The following is a 19,773-nucleotide window of genomic DNA, read 5'->3' on the forward strand; positions in this document are numbered from 1 at the left end:
TGCGAGCGCGAGAACCCGATCGCCCGAGCCGGCAAAACTGTAAACAGTTATCCGACTGGGAGCGCAAATCCTCCACAAGATGGCCAAGGACGTCAAACCGACCCGCAAGAACCTGATGGAGATCGAAGACCGGATCGAACTCTCCGAACGCGGGCACGGGACCCTGGAGAAGAAACGGGACGGGCTGATCATGGAGTTCATGGACATCCTGGACAAGGCCCAGGACGTCCGCGGCGACCTCGCCGACGACTACGAGGACGCCCAGAAGAAGATCAACATGGCCCGGGCGATGGAGGGCGACGTCGCGGTTCGGGGCGCCGCGGCGGCCCTGCAGGAACACCCCGAGATCACCACCGAGTCGAAAAACATCATGGGCGTCGTCGTCCCCCAGATCGAGTCCTCGCGAGTCTCGAAGAGCCTCGATCAGCGCGGCTACGGGATCATGGGCACCTCCGCGCGCATCGACGAGGCCGCCGAGGCCTACGAGGACCTGCTCGAGAGCATCATCCTCGCCGCCGAGGTCGAGACGGCGATGAAGAAGATGCTCCGGGAGATCGAGACCACCAAACGCCGCGTCAACGCACTCGAGTTCACGATCCTTCCCGACCTCTACGAGGGCCAGGAGTACATCGAGCAGAAACTCGAGGAGAAGGAACGCGAGGAGACCTTCCGCCTGAAGAAGATCAAGGACAAGAAAGAACAGGAGGAAAAGGAGGCACAGCAGGCCGAAGACGACGTCGAGGAGACCGAGGAGGCCGCGACCGGCGACACCGCGGGCACCGAGTCCGAGGAGATGGGGCAGTCGACCGCCGGCGGCGTCCCCGGCGGCGACTGAGCCGCGATGGCCTGTTCGGCGTGTGGGTCCGACGCGACGATCGCACTCTCCCTTTCTGCCGAGTATCGCGACTACGCACCGTCGAACGCCACGGCGATAGGCGTCTGTACGCGCTGTCTCACGGTCGATCCGATCGGAAGCGACGCTGACCCGACTATCGAACCCGACTTCTCCCGGATCAGCGACGCCTTCCCGACCCGTTCGGAGCGAGCGGTTCCGTTGCTCCTCGCGATCGACCTGTCGTCATCGCTGGCGACCAACCGGTCCGCAATCGAGTCGCTACTCGAGGACGTCGAACGCGCCGGCACGGACCCGCTGCTGGCGATCGATCGACTGCTCGCGGATCCGACCCTCGAGCCAGCGGTCGACCTCGAACGGCGACGCCACCAGCTCGAACAGCTGCTGTACTAGAAGAGCGATCTCGCGGGGTTACTTCGCCGTTGGCGTCACGTTGTTGCTGACGGCCTGCTTGACCTGGAGTGCCGCGCTCGCGGCCAGTCCGCGGGCGACCTCGTCGCGCTCGTCGGCCGAGATGAGTTCCTCGGTCGGCTCCTCGAGATCGGGCTGGAAGCCGGCGCTGACGGGGTGGCCGATCGGCGGCTGGACGGCGACGGTTACCTGAAAGCCGGCCTGGCCGCCGGCGACGTCGGCGTCGACGACGTACTCGTTGGGCAGGAACTCGCGGGTTCGGGCGGCGATCCGCGACACGTCGCGACTGAGCGTCCGCCGTTGCGTACTCGAGAGCTCCGGAACGTCCGCCGCGGCGCGCTGACCAGCACCGGTCTCGCCCGGCAGCCCTGCATACGGCGTATTTCCGTTCATGAGAAGTTGTATCCTGTGCATAGGGGCCACAGGTAAAAAGCGTTCGCCTTCGGGCAGCTCAGCAGATCGGCTCGCTCTCGCCGTAGACCGCAAGCGCCAGCGCGGTCGTGTACGTCCCGGCGTCGGCTCGGCTGCTCTCGACGACGACGCTCGGCTCGTCGAACGTCCAGTCGCGCAGCTCCTGGCCCGCCTCAAGCCCCTCCCGAACGCGTCGTTCGACGTCGTCGCGGTCCATCTCGCCGGCGGTCTCGTAGAACAGTCCCGGCCCGTCGTCGACGGACTGGTTCCAGGCGAGTGCGGCACTCGCCCGACCCGGTCCGGCGGTAGTCGCACGGGCCTCGACGACGGTCAGGCGCTCGCCGGCGGGGCCCAGATCGGGCGCGGTGCCGACGGCCTCGACGGCGGTAGCGGCCGGAATAACGGACGACACCGCGACGAGGTTGTAGTTCTCGACTCCTGCGTCGGCCAGCGCGGCGTCGTAGGAGGCCATCTTCGTGGGTCCCGAACCGGTTCCCCAGACGACTCGGATCATGCTCATGGCCGGGGTAGGGCTCCCGCGGCGTAAGGCGTTGCGATCCGGAGCCGAACCGAGTGTGTACCGTCTCGTCCGGTGGCCGGAAGGAGGGCTCGAGCTGAGGCGGGGCGCACCCGACTCGACGGAGGCGTAAACCCTTCCTCGCTGTTCGAGAGAGAACTCTCTCGAGACGGTTCGCTTCACGAACCCGCGCAGAATAACAGATCGGTGCTACTGGTAGAAGTAGCCCGCCGACGAGATCACGTCGCTCGAGTCGTCCTCCTCGATCTTCTCGAGGGCGTCGAGGAAGTCCTGTTGGCGGACCTCCTCGCGGTCGTTTCGGATAGCGAACATGCCGGCCTCGGTCGCGAGGCTCTCGATCTCGGCGCCGGAGTAGCCGTCGGTCTCCTCGGCCAGCGCGGCGAAGTCGACCTCGTCGTCGACGTTCATGCCACGGGTGTGGATCGCGAGGATCTGCTCGCGGCCCTCCTGGCTGGGTTCGGGGACCTCGATGAGCCGATCGAACCGACCGGGACGGAGGATCGCGCGGTCGAGCATGTCGAAGCGGTTGGTGGCGGCGATGATGCGGATATCGCCGCGGGCCTCGAAGCCGTCCATCTCGCTGAGCAGTTGCATCATCGTCCGCTGAACCTCGGCGTCGCCCGACGTCTTCGATTCGGTGCGGGTGGTGGCGACGGCGTCGATCTCGTCGATGAAGATGATAGCTGGCTCCCGTTCGCGGGCCATCTCGAAGAGGTCACGAACGAGCCGGGAGCCCTCGCCGATGAACTTGCGGACGAGCTCGGAGCCGGCCATCTTGATGAACGTGGCGTCGGTCTCGTTGGCGACCGCCTTGGCGAGCATCGTCTTCCCGGTCCCGGGCGGACCGTGCAGGAGCACGCCACTCGGCGGGTCAATGCCGACCTCCTCGAACAGTTCGGGGTTCGTCAGGGGCTGCTCGACGGCCTCGCGGACCTCCTGGACCTGCTCGTCGATCCCGCCGATGTCGGTGTAGTCGACCTCGGGACGCTCGGTGATCTCCATCGCCTGCGCGCGGGCGTCGGTCTCGGCGTCGAGGATCGACTGGATCCCGAAGGAGTCGTTGACCGCAACGCGGTCGCCCGCCTCGACGCGCTCGAGCAGCCGCGGGGAGACGTCGGTCAGGACCTCCTGGTTGTTGCCGTGCTGTTTGACGATGACCTCCTCGTCGATCACGTCCTCGACGGTCGCGATGTACAGTGAGGAACTCTTCAGCGTCTCGTTCTCGCGTTCGACCCGGTTGGCCTTCTCCTGGAGGCGCTGTCTGCGGCCCTCGGCCTCGTCGAGTTGCTCCGTGAGCTGGTCGTTGACGTCGACGAGGTCCTCGAAGTGGTCGCGAAGCGCATCGAGCCGCTCGTCGTCGGGGAGATCGGGGTCGATCTCGCGGTGGGGTCGGTCGGGGATAGACGGGCTTCGAGACATCTGTTATGGGTCGATTAGTTTTCGACGATAAATGTGCCTTTGGGTCGCGGTGGGATTGCGCGGCGGATTCCGTCGTCCGAGGGCGGACACGACGTTGTCCACACTCGAATCAACACCCCGTTACTCGAGGTCGAGTTCGGAGACGGGGTACTCGAACAGTCGCTCGTCGGTTTCGGCGCAGGTGATCGCGATAACGTCGTGGGAGCGACAGCAGGACTCGACGGTCTCCTCGCCCATGACGACCTCGCCCCCGCCCGTCGGACAGGTCTCGAGGAACAGTCGCAGGCTGTTGAGCAGCTCGCCCCTCGCTCGCGGGTCGTAGGCCGCCCAGTCGTCGTCCCACGACTCGAGGACGCGGGCGGCGGTGACGTCGGCGACGAGGGCGGCCCGTGACGGCCACTTGCCGAGCAGCCGTCCGTCCCGCCGGAGCGTTCGCGCGTCGTCGCCGTGGCCGGTGATCTCGAACGCGCCCTGCTCGGCGTCGAATCCGAGGGCTACCGCGGCGTCGGTCCCCTCGAGCGCGTCGGTATCGAGGCGACCGATCTCGTCGCTCCAGGCGGTCTCGAACGGCTCGGTCAGACAGAGGTCGTCGATCTCCTCGCAGGGTTCGACGACGCTCTCCTCGAGGAAGTAGCGCTCGGGTTCAGGTGGCTGCGGTCGGTCGGGCTCGTCCCCGGTGTCGCTGATCGGAGGATCGCCGGCCGAATCCGCGCTCGGCCCGTCGGCGTCGGCCTCGGCCTCGGGACCGACGTCCTTCGGACTCGTCTCGTCGACTCGCGACTCGCCCGCGACGAGTCCGCCGTGAATTTCGGGCTCCGTTTCCTTGCCGAACAGCCGGAGCACCCGTTCCGGAAGGTACCGCTTGGTCAGTTCGGGCGTCCCGGGGACGAGATACCCGCGAAGGTAGATCGCGGCGGCCGACGCTCCGACGACGGCGGCACCCGCGATTCTCGACCTGCGTGCGACGGCCGTCCCGATCGCGCCGGCGATGGCGAGGTTGAGCACCGTACACGGCGTACACCGGTTCTCGCCGGTGTACTCCGGTTGCCGGAGGCGATCGACGATGGTCTCTCGCATTCTTCAGTAGCATCTCCCGGCGATCGTATCGCTCTTTCGGTGGGTTCGATCCGCGAGGCCGCGATCGACGGCCGTCGGTCGACTCCGTTCGGCCGACGGCGGCGGGGTAACGGTTATATGACCTGTCGAAGTATTTTCACTATGGCTCGTTTCCAGCGCCGTCTCGCACTCCCTCTCGGGGTCGGAATCCTCCTCTCCTCGGCCGGGTTTCTCGCGCTCGCCGACCCGTCAGGCTGGCCGTCGATCGTCGGCGCGGTCCTGCTCTGTCTCGCCGGCCTCGCGTTCGTCCTCTCGAGCGCGACCGACCGACTCCGGATCGCCGGGCGAGCGGTCGGATGGCAGCAGGCAAACGGCGTCGGGACGATACTGCTGGCGATCGGCTGGCTGCTCACCGCGGTACCGACTGTCGGCTCGTCGCCGCTGTTCGGAGTCGTAGTGGGAGTCGGTGCGCTGTCGCTCGCCTTCTTCGGCGTCCAGACGCTAACCGACGGTCCGCACGTCGACCTCGAGCGCGAGCCCTCCCGCGGGCGACTCGTCGGCGTGCTGGCGCTGGTGGTCGTCTCCGTCGGGCTCGGGGTCGCGGTTGCGATCTGAGCCGTCGGGATCGGTCGTCCCGCCCGTGACGTCTCGAGGACGAAACGGTTAATCGGCCCCACCTGCGTTCGTCCGAACGTGAACCGGGAACGCCGACGGCCGCTGATCGTCGCCTCGCACGGAGTCGCCGGGATCGCGCTGGTCGGCTACGGACTTCTCGCGGGCGAAATACTCGCCGTCGGCTTCGGAGCGGTACTGGTCGCTATCGGGGTCGCGTACCTCCGGCTCGATCTTCGAACTGAACGGTAGCGTCGAAAACGGCCTACGCCAGCAGGTCCTCGAGCTCGTCGAGCCGTCGGCCGTAGGTCTCGAGCGCGCGGTCGACGGGTTCGGAGGAACTCATGTCGACGCCGGCGATCCGCAGCAACTCCAGGGGGTACTCCCGGGAGCCCCGCCGGAGGAAGTCGAGGTAGTCCTCGGCGGCGTCCGGATCGTCGTCGATGCCGTCGACGATCGCCAGCGCGGCGGAGATCCCCGTCGAGTACTGGTAGACGTAGAACGCCCGGTAGAAGTGAGGGATGCGCATCCACTCGCGGGCGATACGGTCGTCGGTCTCGGCGGGCTCGTAGTACCGTTCCTTGAGCCCGCCGTAGATCTCGTCGAGGCGGTCGGCGGTGAGCGGTTCGCCCGCCTCCTCGAGTCGGTGGGCCTCGTGTTCGAACTCGGCGAACAGCGTCTGACGGTACAGCGTCGAGCGAACCCGCTCCAAGAACTCGTTGAGGACGTGCTTGCGGAAGTGGGGATCCTCGACGGTCTCGAGCAGGTGGTTCGTCAGCAGGGCCTCGTTGACCGTACTCGCGACTTCGGCCACGAAGATCTCGTAGTCCGAGTAGACGTAGGGCTGTTCCTCCTTCGCGAGTTCGGAGTGCATCGAGTGGCCCAGCTCGTGGGCCAGGGTGTACATCGAGGCGATGTCGTCCTGGTAGTTCATCAGGATAAAGGGCTGGGTGTCGTACGTGCCCCCGGAGTAGGCGCCGGACTGCTTGCCCTCGTTCTCGTAGACGTCGACCCATCGGGACTCGAGCCCGTCGGCGACGCGGGACTGGTACGCCTCGCCGAGCGGCTCGAGGGCGTCGACGACGTACTCGGCCGCCTGATCGTACCCGACGTCTGGGCCCTCGTCGGCCGTCAGCGGCATGTACAGGTCCCACATTCGCAGCTCGTCGACCTCGAGGGCCTCCCGTTTGAGGTCGGCGTGGCGGTGGAGCTTCTCGAGGTTGTCGTTGACGCTGTCGACGAGCGTGTCGTAGACCTCGACGGGGACGTTCGGGCCGTCGAGGGCGGCCTCGCGGGCGGTGTCGTAGTCGCGGGCCCGGGCCATCTTGACGTCGGCCTTGACGCTGTTCTTGTAGGAGGCGGCGACGGCGTTGCGGACGTCGCTCCACTCCTCGAAGTAGGCCTCGTAGACCTCCCGTCGGAACGCACGGTCGGGCCGCTTGAGCAGGTTCGTGAAGTTGCTCTGTGTGATCTCGACGGGCTCACCCGAGGGGTCCTCGACCGTCGGGAACGACATGTCCGCGTTCGAGAGCATGTTGTACACCTCCCCCGTCGCCCCCGTCACCTCGCTCAAGTCGGCCAGCAGCGCCTCGACCTCCGCCGATCGCGTGTGGGGTTTCATCCGCAACACGTCGTCGACGTAGTGGTCGTAGGTCTCGAGTTCCGGCTGTTCGTCGACCATCGCGTCGAACTCCTCGCGAGTCAGCGCCTGGAGCTCGGGCTCGATGAACGACGCCGCGGACTGGGCGTCGGCCGCGAGCGACTGCGCCCGGGCGGTCATCGCCTGATACTCCTGGTCGGTGGTGTCCTCGTCGCGTCGCATCCGGGCGTACGAGAAGACCGTCGCGACCTCCCGCATGATCTCGTTGCGAAGCTCGAGCACGGCGTACAGCGTTTCGGCGTCGTCGGTCGCCTCCCCCTCGTAGCCCGCGAGTTCGTCGACGCGCTCGGTGACCGCCTCGTAGGCGTCCTCCCAGTCGTCGTCGGTCGCGTAGATGCTCTCGAGATCCCACGTGTACTCCTCGTCGATCTCGGAGCGCTCTGGAACGGAACTCATGAACGAACGTTCGGAATGAAGCTGGTAAAGGGTATCGAAGCCCCACGTCGACCACCCGACGGCTTTTGATCGTCGCCGCGAAACGGCGGGGTATGGACGACGCCGACGGATCGACGACTCGCGAGCACGACCCGACCCTCGAACGAGCGCTCGGCCGCGCGTGGACCGACGACCGTACCTGGAGGCTGCTGAGTCGACTGACCGCCCTGCCCGACCGAATGGGCGGCTCCTCGGGTGAACGGCGGGCCGCGGAGATCGTCGGCGACAGCCTCGAGGAGGCGGGGCTCGCGGACGTTCGGATCGACGAGTTCCCGATGCAACGCTGGCAGCGGGGAACGACCGAGTTCGCGGTCACCGACGTCGGTGACGAGACCGACGCCCCCGCGGGCGACCGCTCCTTCGAGGCGATCGCCCTGCCGTACTGTCCGCCGGGCGACCTCGAGGGGCCGCTGGTCGACGTCGGCTACGGCACCCCCGAGGAGATCGACGAGGTCGATCTGCGGGGCGCGATCGCGGTCGCGAGCACGACGACCCCCTCGGATCGGCGGTTCGTCCATCGAATGGAGAAGTTCGGCCACGCGGCCGCCGCCGGCGCCGAGGCGTTCGTCTTCGCCAACCACGTCCCCGGGCAGCTGCCGCCGACGGGCGCGCTGAAGTTCGACGCCGAGGCCGCGATCCCCGGCGTCGGCGTCAGCGCCGAAACCCACGACTGGCTCGTCGAGTACGCAAAGCGGGACGCTCGAGCCCGACTGCGCGTCGACGCCTCGACGGCGGACGGCACGAGCCGGAACGTCCACGGGACTCTGGGTCCGGAAACCGACGAGGAGGTCCTCGTCCTGGCTCACTACGACGCCCACGATATCGCCGAGGGCGCACTGGACAACGGCTGCGGGATCGCGACCGTCGCGGGTGCGGCATCGATCCTCGCCGACCTCGAGGACGACCTCGAGTGTCGGGTCCGGATCGCCGGCGTCGGCTGCGAGGAGATCGGGCTGCTGGGCGCCGAGGCGCTGGCCGAGGACCTCGACCTCGAGTCGGTCCGGGCGGTCGTCAACGTCGACGGCGCCGGACGATTTCGGAACCTGAAGGCGCTCTCCCACGCCTCGGAGCCGCTAGCGGAACTCGCCGAGGACGCGACCGAGTCGGTCGGCCAGCCGATCGTTCACGACCGGGATCCCCACCCGTTCAGCGATCACTGGCCGTTCCTGCGGGCGGGCGTCCCGTCGCTACAGCTCCACAGCGAGCCGGCCGACGGCGGCGAGCGAGGGCGAGGGTGGGGTCACACCGCGGCCGACACCCGCGACAAGGTCGAACCCCGCAACCTCCGCGAACACGCGATGCTGACCGCGTTGCTGATTCGTGAGCTGACCGGGACCGAGGTCCCGCGGGTGTCGGCCGACGAGCTTCGCGAGCGCTTCGAGGACCAGAACTACGTCCCCGGAATGCGGGCGGCCGAGGTCTGGCCCTCGGCGTGGGAGTAGCCGACCCGCTTCGGCGGGCGAGCATATGCAGGCTGTAGCGGTTTGTCCGCAGTTGGCAAAGATCGAAGGAGAACATGACATTCGATCCACCAGTTACGTGTCCGATCTGCGAGGAGGTTCTGGAGCTAGATCGCGATCTCGAGGATCATCTCGTCGAAAAACACACGCAGCGGGAGGTCGCTGGGTACGTCGTCTCCCGGGAGGATCGAACCGAGCCCGAAGCGCTCGTCAGGTGACGGCCCTCGAGCGGATCCGTTCTCACCCTCGCATCTCCGCGTCGACGGCGGTTCGGACGACTCGCGCAACGCCCAGCATGACGAGAAAACAACCGGCGAACGTCAGCGTCGCGAACAGGAACAGCCCGACGGCGATCGGACCGCCCTCCGACTGGGCGAACAGCGTCGAGATGACGAATCGGTAAGTGAGAGCGACGAGCACGACGCCCGCGGCGACGTAGATCGACGCGCGCCAGTAGGCGCCGTACTCCTCGGGGGAGAGTTCCATGCTCCGTCGATCGAACGCGGGGGCCAAAAACGCTCTCCCGCGTGCGGTCGAGCGGGAGCTACCGCAGGCCGTCACGGAGCTGCCCCACCACCCGCGAACCGGTCCGGCGCTCGATGCGGCGACGGTCGAACACCGCTCGAGCGCTCGCCGCAGCGTCCTCGTCGACCTCGAAGGCGAGATCGGGATAGTCCACGGCGGAAAGCACGAGCGGTTCGGGCGGAGCGGGGGCGATCCCCTCGTGGCCGGGCAACGGCTCGGGCTCGAGTGCGCGCTCGAGGTCGCCGAACGACCGCTCGCCCGTCCCGACCGACCGCGCGAGCGAGACGAGCCGTCGAACGAGCTCGCGGGCGAAGCCGCCAGCGGAGACGTCGACGACGAGGTAGTCGCCGTCCCGGCTCGCCTCGAGGGTCGGCGAGCGCTCGGTGTTGCGGTCGTCGGGCGTGAGGTTGTGGAAGTCGTGGGTGCCGGACAGCGCGTCGCAGGCGGCCCGAAACCGGTCGCCGTCGACGGCGGCTCGAGCGGGCTCGTTCCCCTCACGGCGATTCGCGGGCGGTGCGTACAGGTGATACGTGTACTCGCGTCGGGTAGCGTGGTGGGTCGCGTGGAACCCGTCGGACGCGTCGGCGGCCGCCCACGCCCGAACGTCGGCGGGGAGCTCGCCGTTGAACGCTCGCGGCGTCAGCCAGTCGGGCGCCTCGAGGGCGACCGTCTGGGCGAGCGCAGAGACTCCCGCGTCGGTCCGCCCGGCAGCGGCGTAGCCGACTGGTTTCCTCGCGTCGGGATCGAGAACCCCCAGATCTCGCAGCGCGTCGAAAAGCGCGTCCTCGACGGTCGGCACGTCGGGCTGGCGCTGGAAGCCGTAGTAGTCGCTGCCGTCGTAGGCGATCCGAAACGCGCGCAGGTCCATCGACTGGACCCAGCGGTCCCGGGATGTTAGCCTCGTCGAACCCGACACGGGTGGCTCGAGCCGGTCGATCGACCGCCCTCCACTCGCCGGCTGAACCCTGTCCCCCCGGTTCGGCAACTCGTTCGCGAGATCCTCAACCATACCAGGCCGAGGGCTGTCCGCACAGCACCGAGGTTCGCGAGACCTCACCGACCTCGGCTGCGCGTACGTCGTCCACAATCCGCGCCTCCCCGGCGACGAGGGCGGCGACGCGCTCAACGAGCGGACCTACCACGAACTGACCGTGCTGGGAGACGACGAAATCCCCTCCCTCGTCGACGCGGACCGCAACGAGGCGTTCTCCGAGAACGAGGCGATCGTCGCCTTCCTCGAGGAACAGTACGGCTGACGGGCGGCATCAGTCGTCCTCGAGCGCGTCGACGAGCCGACACAGCTCGGAGACGGCGGCGTCGACGAGCGCCGCGCCGGTCTCTGCGGTCGCGACGGTCGGATCACCGATGTTCCCGGTAGGTGTCAGCTCGTCCATATCCTCGGCCGTGAGCGACCAGCCGACCTTGTTGTCGCCGAGGGCGTCGTAGTCCGTAAGCGGCAGCGACTCCCGAGGCGGGTCGACGCGTTCGGCCCGATCCATCCGGACGAGTTCGGGGAAGAGCTCGAGCATGATGCTGGTCTCGAACTCGGAGGCGTGAAAGGAGACCTCGCCGGTACGGATTTCTTCGGCGACCTCCGCGAATAGTTCGACCAGCGGCGCGTGAAACGCCTCGATTCCGTGCTCGGACCGCAGCTCCCGGACGACGATCTCGAGTTCGGGATCCTGAGCGAGGTAGTGGCCGTTGAGCAGGACGACGCTCTCGATCCCCCAGCGGCCCGCGGAGGCACAGACGTCGGTGACGTACCGCTGAAACGTCTCCGAGGAGAGCGTGAACGTGCCCGGCTTGAACGTGTGGTGGGGGCTGACGCCGTACCAGATCGGCGGGGCCAGCAGGGCGGGGCTGCGCTCGGCGACTCGTTCCCCGATCGCCTCGGGCATGTAGACGTCGACGCCCAACGGGAGGTGGTGGCCGTGTTGCTCGGTCGTGCCGACCGGGAGCAACAGCGTTGACGTGGACTCGAGTGCGTCCTCGATCTCTCGCCAGGTCATCTCGGCAACGCGGTACGGATCCTCGGTCGTGCGGGCCGAGTCGGTCGTGCGGGTCGAGTCGTCGGTCATACGCTGCCTTCGCATCCGAGGCCAAAATCGGTTCGGAGCGCGGACCGGGACGACTCCGCGACGTTCAGTCCTGCTCGTCGCCCATCGTCGGGTGGATCTCCTCCCAGTCGCTCGGCCGAACGGGGCCCTCGAGCAGCGGGTCGTCCGTCTCGAGCATCCACCCGATGAGCTCGTCCCGGAGTCGGTTTCTGACGTCCTCGTGGTCGGGATCGTCGGCGAGGTTCTCCCGCTCGTGGGGGTCGGCCTCGAGATCGTACAGCTCGACGTAGGGACGTTGCTCGCAGTAGTACTCCTCGCGGACCTCGCTGCCGGCGGCGCTCTCGTAGATATCCTTCGTCAGATAGACCCCGGGGAGGTGCCAGAAGTTCCGGACGTACTTGTACCGCTCCGTCCGAACCGCCCGGATCGGGTTGTACCGATCGTGCCAGGTCATCCCTGCGAACAGCCGCTCTCGGGGCTCGTACTGTTCCTCACCCTCGTCGACGAGACGGCCGCGAAAACTCCGTCCGGCGACGTTCGCGGGACTCTCGGCGCCGGCGAACTCCAGTAGCGTCGAGAAGACGTCGACGTTACTGACGAGGTCGTCGACGGCGTCGGGCTCGAGTTCGCCCGGGTACCGCATCGCCAGCGCGGCGCCGATGCCGGCGTCGTAACAGCAGCCCTTCGCCCGCGGGAACGCCAGCCCGTGTTCTGTCGTGAAGACGACGAGCGTCTCCTCGGCGAGGTCCGCCTGCTCGAGGGTGTCGAGCACTGTCCCGACGCCGTCGTCGAGCGCCTCGAGCATTCCCTGTACTTCGGCGATGTCGCTGCGAATCCCCGGTCGGTCGGGGAGGAACGGGAGCGGCTCGACGCGCTCCGGATCGGGCGTCTCGTAGCGGTCGGCTTCGAACCTGAACCCGTCCTCTTCCTCGACCCGGTGGAGTTCGAAGAAGCCGACGGAGGCGAAGAAGGGGGTTTCGTGCTCGCCCGCCGAGAGCACCGACGCGACCTCCTCGCCGACCTCGCGGGCGCGGGCGGTCTCGTGAACTGACGGCGGCGTATTCGCCCGCAGCGGCTCCTCGACGTGTTCGTGATCGTAACCGAGTCGGTCTGGGTACTCGGTAATATGCTGGAGACCGAACCGGTGGGTCTCGTAGCCGGCCTCGCCGAGTAGCTGCGGGAGCAGGCGTTCGTCGGGGCCGATCTCCCAGTCGCCGTGGGCGAGCCCGAGCATCCCGTTCTGGTGGGGGTGGCGTCCGGTCATCAGGCTCGAGCGACTCGGCGAACACTGCGGGGCCGTCACGAAGTGTCGGTCGAAGCGGGCCCCCTCGTCGGCGAGCCCGTCGATCCGCGGCGTGTCGACGGCCGCGCCGTAGCAGCCGAGGTAGCGCCCCAGATCGTGGCAGTGCATCAAGAGGATGTTCGGCGGGGCCATCGCTCCGGCGTACGCAACCGGAGGGAGTAAGCGTTGGGCCGGCGACAGCCTGATCGGTCGGCGGCGGAGACGGTCACTCGACCCGATCCGAACCCCTGAATCCCCTGCATTAGCCGGGTCTGGCGCCTTCCCGACGAGAGGCGGAGGTGATCTATCATGAGCGAACCCAACGAGCGTGACGGAGAGTCACACACGAACGTTCGGAACGTCGTTCTCGTCGTTCTCGACACCGCTAGAGCGAAAAGCGTCAGCCCGGAGACGGCACCGACGCTGACGACGCTCGCCGAAGAGGGGACGAGCTTCGAGAACGCGTTCGCGACCGCGCCGTGGACGCTGCCCTCACACGCCTCGATGTTCACCGGCTGCTACCCGTCCGAACACGGCGCCCACGGCGGGCACACGTTCCTCGACGACGACTTCCGGACGCTGGCGGAGGCCGTCTCGGAGGGCGGGTACGAGACCGTCGGCGTCTCGAACAACACCTGGATCACCGAGGAGTTCGGCTTCGACCGCGGGTTCGACGACCTCCGGAAGGGCTGGCAGTACATCCAGTCCGACACCGACATGGGTGCCGTCGTCAGGGGCGAGGACGTCCGCGAGAAGCTCCAGGCGACCCGCGACCGACTGTTCGAGGGGAGCCCCCTCGTCAACGCGGCGAACGTCCTCTACAGCGAGGTGCTCCAGCCCGCCGGCGACGACGGCGCCTCGCGGTCGGTCGACTGGATCGGCGACTGGCTCGAGGGGCGGGGCGACGACCCCTTCTTCCTGTTCTGTAACTTCATCGAACCTCACGTCGAGTACGACCCGCCGCGGGAGTACGCCGAACGCTTCCTTCCCGACGACGCGAGCTACGAGGAGGCGACTGCGATCCGACAGGACCCCCGGGCCTACGACTGCGAGGACTACGACCTCACCGAGCGGGAGTTCCGGCTCCTTCGCGGACTCTACCGGGCCGAAGTCGCCTACGTCGACGACCAGCTCGCGCGGCTTCGCGAGTCGCTCGAGTCGGCCGGCGAGTGGGAGGACACCCTGCTGGTCGTCTGTGGCGACCACGGCGAGCACATCGGCGAGCACGGCTTCTTCGGCCACCAGTACAACCTCTACGACACGCTGATCAACGTTCCGCTGGTCTGTCACGGCGGCCCCTTCACCGGCGGCGGCAAACGGCGGGAGCTGGTCCAGTTGCTCGATCTCCCCGCGACGCTGCTCGAGACGGTCGGAATCGACGACCCGGAGCTGCTCGAGCAGGGTCACGGGCGGTCGTTCCACCCCGACAGCGATAGCGGGCGACGGGACGCCATCTTCGCGGAGTACGCCGCCCCCCAGCCCTCTATCGATCGCCTCGAGGCGCGCTTCGACGAGATTCCCGACCGCGTGCGGGCGTTCGATCGCCGACTCCGGGCGATCCGTACCCGCGACGAGAAGTACGTCTGCGGCGACGACGGCTTCGAGCGCTACCACGACCTCGAGGGTGATCCCGACGAGCGGACCGACCTCGCGGCCGACCGCCCCGAGCGCGCGCGGGAGCTACGGACGCGACTCGAGGAGCGCTTCGACTCGCTCGAGACGTCCGAGGCGGGCGGGGAGGTCGAGATGCAGGCCGGAACCAGGGAACGGCTGGCGGATCTGGGGTATCTCTAACGGCGGGTGAGCGGAAGCGTTCGGCGCACTAGTCGTCCAGTCGAGATGAACGGTGACCGTCCACGACGGTACGCGGATCGCGTTCGCTTCCGGCTCGGAGCGTAAACGAGAACGTCGCTCCCTCACCGGGTTCGGAGTCGACCCAGATCTCGCCTCCGTGGCGCTCGACGATCCGCTGACAGAGCGCCAGCCCGATACCGGTCCCCTCGTACGCCCCGTGACTGTGGAGGCGGTCGAATACCGTGAAGATACGGTCCTGATCCTCGGGATCGATCCCGATCCCCTCGTCGTCGACTGAAATCACCCAGTCGTTGTGTCTCCGGTCGGCGCTCACGCGTATCCGCGGCGGCTCGTCGCCGCTGTAGGTGATGGCGTTGTCGAGCAAGTTCTGGAACAGCTGTCGGAGCTGGCTGGCATCGCCCTCGAGACGCGGCAGCTCCTCGACCGTAACTTCGGCGTCGGTTTCGACGATCCGAACGTGGAGATCCTCGAGCACGTCCTCGACGACGGCGTTCAGCTCGACCGATTCGGCTGGATCGCTCAGCGTATCCACCCGGGAGTACTCGAGTAGCCCCTCGATCATCTCGCGCATTCGGTCGGCGCCGTCGATGGCGAACTCGAGAAACGCTTCGCCGTCGTCGTCGAGGTCGTCTCGGTATCGGCGCTCGATGAGTTGGAGATAGCTCGACACCATACGCAAGGGTTCTTGCAGGTCGTGGCTGGCGGCGTAGGCGAACTGTTCGAGGCGCTCGTTGGACACCTCGAGTCGTCGCTCGAACTGCTTGCGCTCGGTGATATCGGCGAGGGCGCCAGGGAACGATACCGGAGTACCGTCGTCGTCGTACTCGACGTGGCCGCGCGCAACCACCCACCGGAGGTCGTCGTCGTCGTCCCAGACGCGGTACTCCTGTCTGTACTCTTCGCCCGATTCGATAGCGTCCTCGACCTTCCGTTCGACACGTTCGCGATCGTCCTCGTGGATGGCCGAGGTGAACTGGTCGAACGAGATGCCCTCGGTGGCCACCTCGGGATCGATCCCGAACGTCTTGGCGAACGACGCACCCGTGACCATCCGGTCGTCGGGAATGTTCCACTCCCAGGTTCCGACGGCGCCGGCTTCTGCCGCCGCTTCCAGCCGCTCTTTTGCATCCTCGAGATACCGCTCGCGTTCGACCCGCTCGGTCACGTCGTTCGCCGTCCCCAACCATCGGATGATTTCGCCGTCCTCGTCCAGGAGCGGCGTCGCACGCGAGACGATCCAGGCAACTGTGTCGTCATTGCGAACGACTCGGTGTTCCAACTCGAAGCTGCTTTTCGTGCGAATGGCTCCGTCGATGGTCCGCCGAACGCGCGGCCGGTCTTCGGGCGGAACGTACTTATCGACCCACGACGGCCCTTGCTCGTTGACGTCCGCGATGAAATCCGCTCCCTCTAAACTGTGCACCTCGCTCCAGTCTGCGTTCGTACTGAACACCGCGTCCGACGTGGTGGTGACCAGCGCCCGGAAGCGTTCTTCGCTCTCGCGCAGCTGTTCGTACGCCTCGCGTTTTGCCTGTTGGAGTAGCTCCTGTCCGCGCAACACGATATCCGTGGCGAGCTGTGACTCCGCCGTGTCGGGTTCCTGTAGCAGCTCCTGCTCGCCGTCCGCCTGGAGTTCCTGGACGATCGGAGTGACGTCCTCGACACTGTGGATAATGTAATCGATCTCGCCCGTCGTGGTGAACACGGGCGAATTAGTCGGGCTCCACCAGCGCTCTTCGAACTCGTCGCCGTCGGACGTGCGGTCGGGGATCGGATAGTGCGTCACCGGCATAACGTCGGCCTCTCCGGTTTCCGCTACTCTCTCGAGGGATTCGCGCAGGTTTTCGACGCCCTCGGCTGGATCGTCGGGATTGTTCGGAAAGATCTCGAACAGCGACTTCCCCAGGATCTCCGCTCGATCGGTCATCGTCGCGTCCAGATAGGCATCGCTCACGGCCACGGCTTCGTAGTCGCCGGGCTGTACGATGAGATAGTTGCCGGGGACGTTCTCGAACAGTCGACGAAAGGTCGCTTCGGTGGTTTCGGTTTCCCCCCGATTACGTTCATCAGTTTCGCGAACGGTTCCGACCGCTCCCTGTGCGGGATCACTCGCGTCGAGCACGTTTACCCGCAGTTCACAACGAACCCGTTCCCCTTCGGCCGTTTCCAGGGTGAGCTCGAGCGGCTCGCCTCGCTCGGAGTCGTTCGCTCGGAGACGGTCGATCTCGCGTTCGATCGTCTCGCTGCCGTCGCCGAAGAGCGCGGACACGTGCTCGCCGAGCAGTTCCTCTCGTGTGTACCCGGTCATCTCGACGATGACGTCGTCGACCGAGGCGAGGTGGCCGTCGGCGTCGAGTCGATAGATCCCGTCGTCGACCGTCTCGACGAGGGTACGATAGTGCTGGAGGGCCTCGGTGTCATCCATCTCTCCCCAGAACGTCAGTTCGGAAGACCCGGCCCGGTCGTTCATATATTTCCTAGAGACCCTCGACTCGGATAAGGCCCGTGTTCGGACCGTTCCCCGCACTGTTCGGCAATCCGAGATCGAACGGTACTGCACCGAAAGATATTTTCTATGACACGATCGCGTGCTCCGCCGGGGTGGCGACAGCGCTCACGGCTACCGTTATACTCCTTCGTCCTCTTATCAGAAGACGTGTCCGATACCCGCGCGGAGACGAGCAGTTGTCGGCTCTGTGGCGCCGACGTCGGCGACGGTGAGCGGTTCTGCTCGAGGGGCTGCCGGGAGATCCACGAGACCCTCGGCGAGCCGCCCGAGGACGGAAGCGACGAGCAGCCCGCCGACGCGACGGGCTCGAGCGCCACAGCCGACGACGCGGCCCGCGCGTTCTTCCGGATCGACGGGATGTACTCCGCGCTCTGTGAGGCCTACCTCGAGTCCGTCGCCGAGAAACGGGAGGGTGTCCGTGAGGCGACCGCAAGCTACGTCACCGAGACGGTGCGGGTCGACTACGATCCCGCGCTGACCTCGGCCGACGAGCTCCGCTCGGCCCTGACCACGACCGGGTACACGGCCTACCGCCGGGACGGGGTCGCCGGCAGGGACTCGTCGGCGGAGGGCGACGGGGACGGCGGGGACCGCGGGAACGACTCGAGCGAGACCACCCACCGCTCCCGGGAGATGACGGGGCTGCGCAAGCGGCGCAGCGAGGACGTCCTCGAGATGCGCTACGTCGTCGGGATCGTCTTCGGCTCCTTTCTGCTGGTGCCGTACGTCACCATCCTCTACCCGGTCTACCTCGCGGACATCGTCGACTGGCGGTTTCTCGCACCGTACGAGGGGGCGTTCGCGACCCTCGACGGGCTGATACTGCTGCCGCTGTTCCTGTCCGTCACCGGCGCCGTTCTCTACCTGAGCGGGATGCCCCTGCTCCGGGGCGCCTACGTCAGCCTGCGGCTCCGCCGGCCGAACACCCAGCTGCTGGCCGCCGTCACCGTCGTCGCCGCCTTCGCCTACGGCACCGTCGCGCTCGCGCTCGGGCGCAACGACGTCTACTACGACCTGACGATCCTGGTCGCAGCGACGGTGATGGCGGCGCTGTTCTACGAGGCGACGGTCAAACGGCGGGCGCTGGCCCGGCTCACCGACCTCACCGTTTCGGACGTCGGCGAGGCCCGTCTCCTCGAGGCCGACGGGACGACCCGGACGGTGCCGACCGAGCGGCTGGCCGCGGGCGATCGGCTGCTCGTCCGCGAGGGCGAGCGGATCCCGGTCGACGGCCGGCTCGCGGAGGGGAGCTGCACGGTCGACGAGGCGGTCGTCACCGGGGAGTCGCTCCCGGTCTCGAAAGGGGCGGGCGACGACGCCGTCGGCGGCTCGCTCGTCGTCTCCGGTGCAGCGGTCGTCGACGCTGCCGACAGAACCGAGAGTAGCCTCGAGCGCCTCACCGAGACGGTCTGGAACCTCCAGAGCGCGACCCACGGGGTCAGTCGGCGGGCCGACCGCCTCGCCGCGCGTGCGACCCCGCCGGTCGCCCTCGCCGTGGCAGGCGTCGGCGCGGCCGCGCTCGCGCTGGGCTGGGACGCGCCGATGGCCGTCACGGCCGTTCTGGCAACCGCGATCGTCGCGACCCCGTGGGCGCTCGGCCTCGCGGCCCCGGTTTCGGTCGCGACGAGCATTCAGGAGGCGCTGGATCGGGGGATCGTCGTCTTCGACGAGACGGTGTTCGAACGGCTCCGGGAGGTCGACGTCGTCGTCTTCGACAAGACGGGAACGTTGACGACCGGCGAGATGCGGGTGCTCGAGGCCGACGCGCCACCGGAGCTGCTCCGGGCCGCGGGCGCACTCGAGGATCGGGCGGCCCACCCGGCCGCGACCGCGATCCGAGACGCCTTCTCCGGCTGGAACGAGTCCGGAGACGGCGAGGACGGAGCCGACGCGGGGGAAACGGCCGTCGGGGACGGTGCCGACACTCCGCCGACCGTCCGGGAGTTCGACTCCCACGAGACCGGCGTCGAGGGCGTCGTCGACGGACGACGGGTGCTGGTCGGTCACCCGGACCTGTTCCGCGAGCGGGGCTGGACGCTCGAGGGTGATCTCGCCTCACGGGCTGCGACGGCTCGCGAGCGCGGTCGGCTCCCGGTCCTCGTCGGTACCGACGGCCGGGCAAGCGGGATCATCGTCGTCGGGGACGAGCCCCGCAGCGAGTGGGTCGAGAGCCTGACCCGGCTCCAGGACGCGGGCGTCGAGGTCGTCGTTCTCACCGGCGACGACACGGCTGCGAGCGCGTTCCTCGAGCGGCGGGCCGACCTGGCACACGTCTTCGCGGACGTCCCGCCGGCCGGCAAGACCGCGGCGATCGAGCGGCTGGCGGCGGACCGACGGGTGGCGATGGTCGGCGACGGGACCAACGACGCGCCTGCGCTGGCCGCGGCGGATCTGGGGATCTCGCTGGGCGGGGGCACCGCGCTCGCCGCCGACGCCGCCGACCTCGCGATCCTCGGGGATGATCTGGCCGGCGTCGAGCGGGCGATCGCGCTCGCTCGAGCCGCGGGAGATCGCGCCACTCAGAACCTCCGGCTGGCGCTTTCGTACAACGCGATCGTGATTCCGATCGCACTGGCCGGACTGTTGAGCCCGCTGATGACGGCGGCCGCGCTCGCGGTAACTGTCTCGCTCGTCGCCGCGAACGCCTCGCGGCCGCTGCTCGACCGGTAGCGCTCGAGCGTCGTCGCCGCTATCGGGTTCGCCTCGAGATCGCAAAGCGGCAACCGGGCG

At 67.7% G+C, this 19,773-nt stretch carries 18 protein-coding genes and 1 pseudogene; 9 read left to right on the plus strand and 10 right to left on the minus strand.

Annotated elements, in window-relative coordinates; translation table 11 throughout:
* Positions 1–79: 79 nt before the first annotated feature.
* Together QA609_RS18725 and QA609_RS18730 are read left to right on the plus strand one after the other, a co-directional pair.
* On the plus strand, positions 80–835 hold the full coding sequence (locus tag QA609_RS18725) for a V-type ATP synthase subunit D (protein WP_278304145.1): 756 nt from the start codon (positions 80–82) through the stop codon (positions 833–835).
* Between the two features lie 6 nt (positions 836–841).
* Positions 842–1,246, plus strand: a complete 405-nt coding sequence (locus QA609_RS18730; protein ID WP_278304146.1) for a DUF6276 family protein — start codon at positions 842–844, stop codon at positions 1,244–1,246.
* An 18-nt stretch (positions 1,247–1,264) separates the two neighbouring features.
* On the opposite strand, the gene QA609_RS18735 is transcribed toward QA609_RS18730, so the two are convergent.
* The 4 genes from QA609_RS18735 to QA609_RS18750 all read right to left on the minus strand — a co-directional run bounded on the left by QA609_RS18735 (position 1,265) and on the right by QA609_RS18750 (position 4,709).
* Positions 1,265–1,657, minus strand: coding sequence for a DUF5811 family protein (locus QA609_RS18735; RefSeq protein ID WP_278304147.1), 393 nt, complete (start codon positions 1,655–1,657; stop codon positions 1,265–1,267).
* Positions 1,658–1,715: 58 nt separating this feature from the next.
* Entirely contained in the window at positions 1,716–2,195 is a 480-nt protein-coding gene (locus QA609_RS18740; RefSeq protein WP_278304148.1) for a pyruvoyl-dependent arginine decarboxylase, read from the minus strand.
* Between the two features lie 207 nt (positions 2,196–2,402).
* Complete coding sequence (locus tag QA609_RS18745; RefSeq protein WP_278304149.1) at positions 2,403–3,632, minus strand: proteasome-activating nucleotidase; 1,230 nt, start codon at positions 3,630–3,632, stop codon at positions 2,403–2,405.
* 120 nt (positions 3,633–3,752) lie between these two features.
* Positions 3,753–4,709 carry a hypothetical protein gene (locus QA609_RS18750; RefSeq protein WP_278304150.1) on the minus strand — a complete coding sequence of 319 codons (957 nt, stop codon included), beginning with the start codon at positions 4,707–4,709 and terminating at the stop codon, positions 3,753–3,755.
* A gap of 141 nt (positions 4,710–4,850) precedes the next feature.
* Between QA609_RS18750 and QA609_RS18755 the strand changes: the two genes are divergently transcribed.
* Positions 4,851–5,303 (plus strand): hypothetical protein, encoded by a 453-nt coding sequence (locus QA609_RS18755; protein WP_278304151.1) that lies wholly within the window; start codon positions 4,851–4,853, stop codon positions 5,301–5,303.
* 78 nt (positions 5,304–5,381) lie between these two features.
* Positions 5,382–5,552, plus strand: coding sequence for a hypothetical protein (locus QA609_RS18760; protein ID WP_278304152.1), 171 nt, complete (start codon positions 5,382–5,384; stop codon positions 5,550–5,552).
* A gap of 13 nt (positions 5,553–5,565) precedes the next feature.
* Here QA609_RS18760 and pepF read toward each other — a convergent pair whose 3' ends face one another.
* Positions 5,566–7,356, minus strand: a complete 1,791-nt coding sequence (pepF, locus tag QA609_RS18765) for an oligoendopeptidase F (protein WP_278304153.1) — start codon at positions 7,354–7,356, stop codon at positions 5,566–5,568.
* Positions 7,357–7,448: 92 nt separating this feature from the next.
* On the opposite strand from pepF, the gene QA609_RS18770 reads away from it, so the two are divergent.
* Together QA609_RS18770 and QA609_RS18775 are read left to right on the plus strand one after the other, a co-directional pair.
* On the plus strand, positions 7,449–8,837 hold the full coding sequence (locus QA609_RS18770) for a M28 family metallopeptidase (protein ID WP_278304154.1): 1,389 nt from the start codon (positions 7,449–7,451) through the stop codon (positions 8,835–8,837).
* A gap of 74 nt (positions 8,838–8,911) precedes the next feature.
* Positions 8,912–9,073 (plus strand): hypothetical protein, encoded by a 162-nt coding sequence (locus tag QA609_RS18775; RefSeq protein ID WP_278304155.1) that lies wholly within the window; start codon positions 8,912–8,914, stop codon positions 9,071–9,073.
* A 22-nt stretch (positions 9,074–9,095) separates the two neighbouring features.
* Here QA609_RS18775 and QA609_RS18780 read toward each other — a convergent pair whose 3' ends face one another.
* Together QA609_RS18780 and truA are read right to left on the minus strand one after the other, a co-directional pair.
* On the minus strand, positions 9,096–9,341 hold the full coding sequence (locus QA609_RS18780; RefSeq protein ID WP_278304156.1) for a hypothetical protein: 246 nt from the start codon (positions 9,339–9,341) through the stop codon (positions 9,096–9,098).
* A 58-nt stretch (positions 9,342–9,399) separates the two neighbouring features.
* Positions 9,400–10,248 carry a tRNA pseudouridine(38-40) synthase TruA gene (gene truA, locus QA609_RS18785; RefSeq protein ID WP_278304157.1) on the minus strand — a complete coding sequence of 283 codons (849 nt, stop codon included), beginning with the start codon at positions 10,246–10,248 and terminating at the stop codon, positions 9,400–9,402.
* A gap of 134 nt (positions 10,249–10,382) precedes the next feature.
* Here truA and QA609_RS18790 point away from each other — a divergent pair.
* Positions 10,383–10,636 (plus strand): annotated as a pseudogene (locus QA609_RS18790) (glutathione S-transferase N-terminal domain-containing protein); the annotation flags it as partial.
* A gap of 9 nt (positions 10,637–10,645) precedes the next feature.
* Here the strand turns inward: QA609_RS18790 and QA609_RS18795 are convergent.
* Together QA609_RS18795 and QA609_RS18800 are read right to left on the minus strand one after the other, a co-directional pair.
* Positions 10,646–11,458, minus strand: a complete 813-nt coding sequence (locus tag QA609_RS18795; protein ID WP_278304158.1) for a creatininase family protein — start codon at positions 11,456–11,458, stop codon at positions 10,646–10,648.
* A 64-nt stretch (positions 11,459–11,522) separates the two neighbouring features.
* On the minus strand, positions 11,523–12,872 hold the full coding sequence (locus QA609_RS18800; RefSeq protein ID WP_278304159.1) for a sulfatase: 1,350 nt from the start codon (positions 12,870–12,872) through the stop codon (positions 11,523–11,525).
* A 156-nt stretch (positions 12,873–13,028) separates the two neighbouring features.
* Between QA609_RS18800 and QA609_RS18805 the strand changes: the two genes are divergently transcribed.
* The gene (locus tag QA609_RS18805) at positions 13,029–14,513 is read left to right on the plus strand and encodes a sulfatase-like hydrolase/transferase (RefSeq protein WP_278304160.1); all 1,485 of its coding nucleotides are present in this window, start codon (positions 13,029–13,031) and stop codon (positions 14,511–14,513) included.
* A gap of 28 nt (positions 14,514–14,541) precedes the next feature.
* Here QA609_RS18805 and QA609_RS18810 read toward each other — a convergent pair whose 3' ends face one another.
* The gene (locus tag QA609_RS18810; RefSeq protein WP_278304161.1) at positions 14,542–17,004 is read right to left on the minus strand and encodes a PAS domain S-box protein; all 2,463 of its coding nucleotides are present in this window, start codon (positions 17,002–17,004) and stop codon (positions 14,542–14,544) included.
* A gap of 186 nt (positions 17,005–17,190) precedes the next feature.
* Here QA609_RS18810 and QA609_RS18815 point away from each other — a divergent pair, with 186 nt between their 5' ends.
* Positions 17,191–19,713, plus strand: a complete 2,523-nt coding sequence (locus QA609_RS18815; RefSeq protein WP_278304162.1) for a heavy metal translocating P-type ATPase — start codon at positions 17,191–17,193, stop codon at positions 19,711–19,713.
* Positions 19,714–19,773 lie beyond the last annotated feature (60 nt).

Source organism: Natronococcus sp. A-GB7 (assembly GCF_029688865.1).
Classification (GTDB): domain Archaea; phylum Halobacteriota; class Halobacteria; order Halobacteriales; family Natrialbaceae; genus Natronococcus.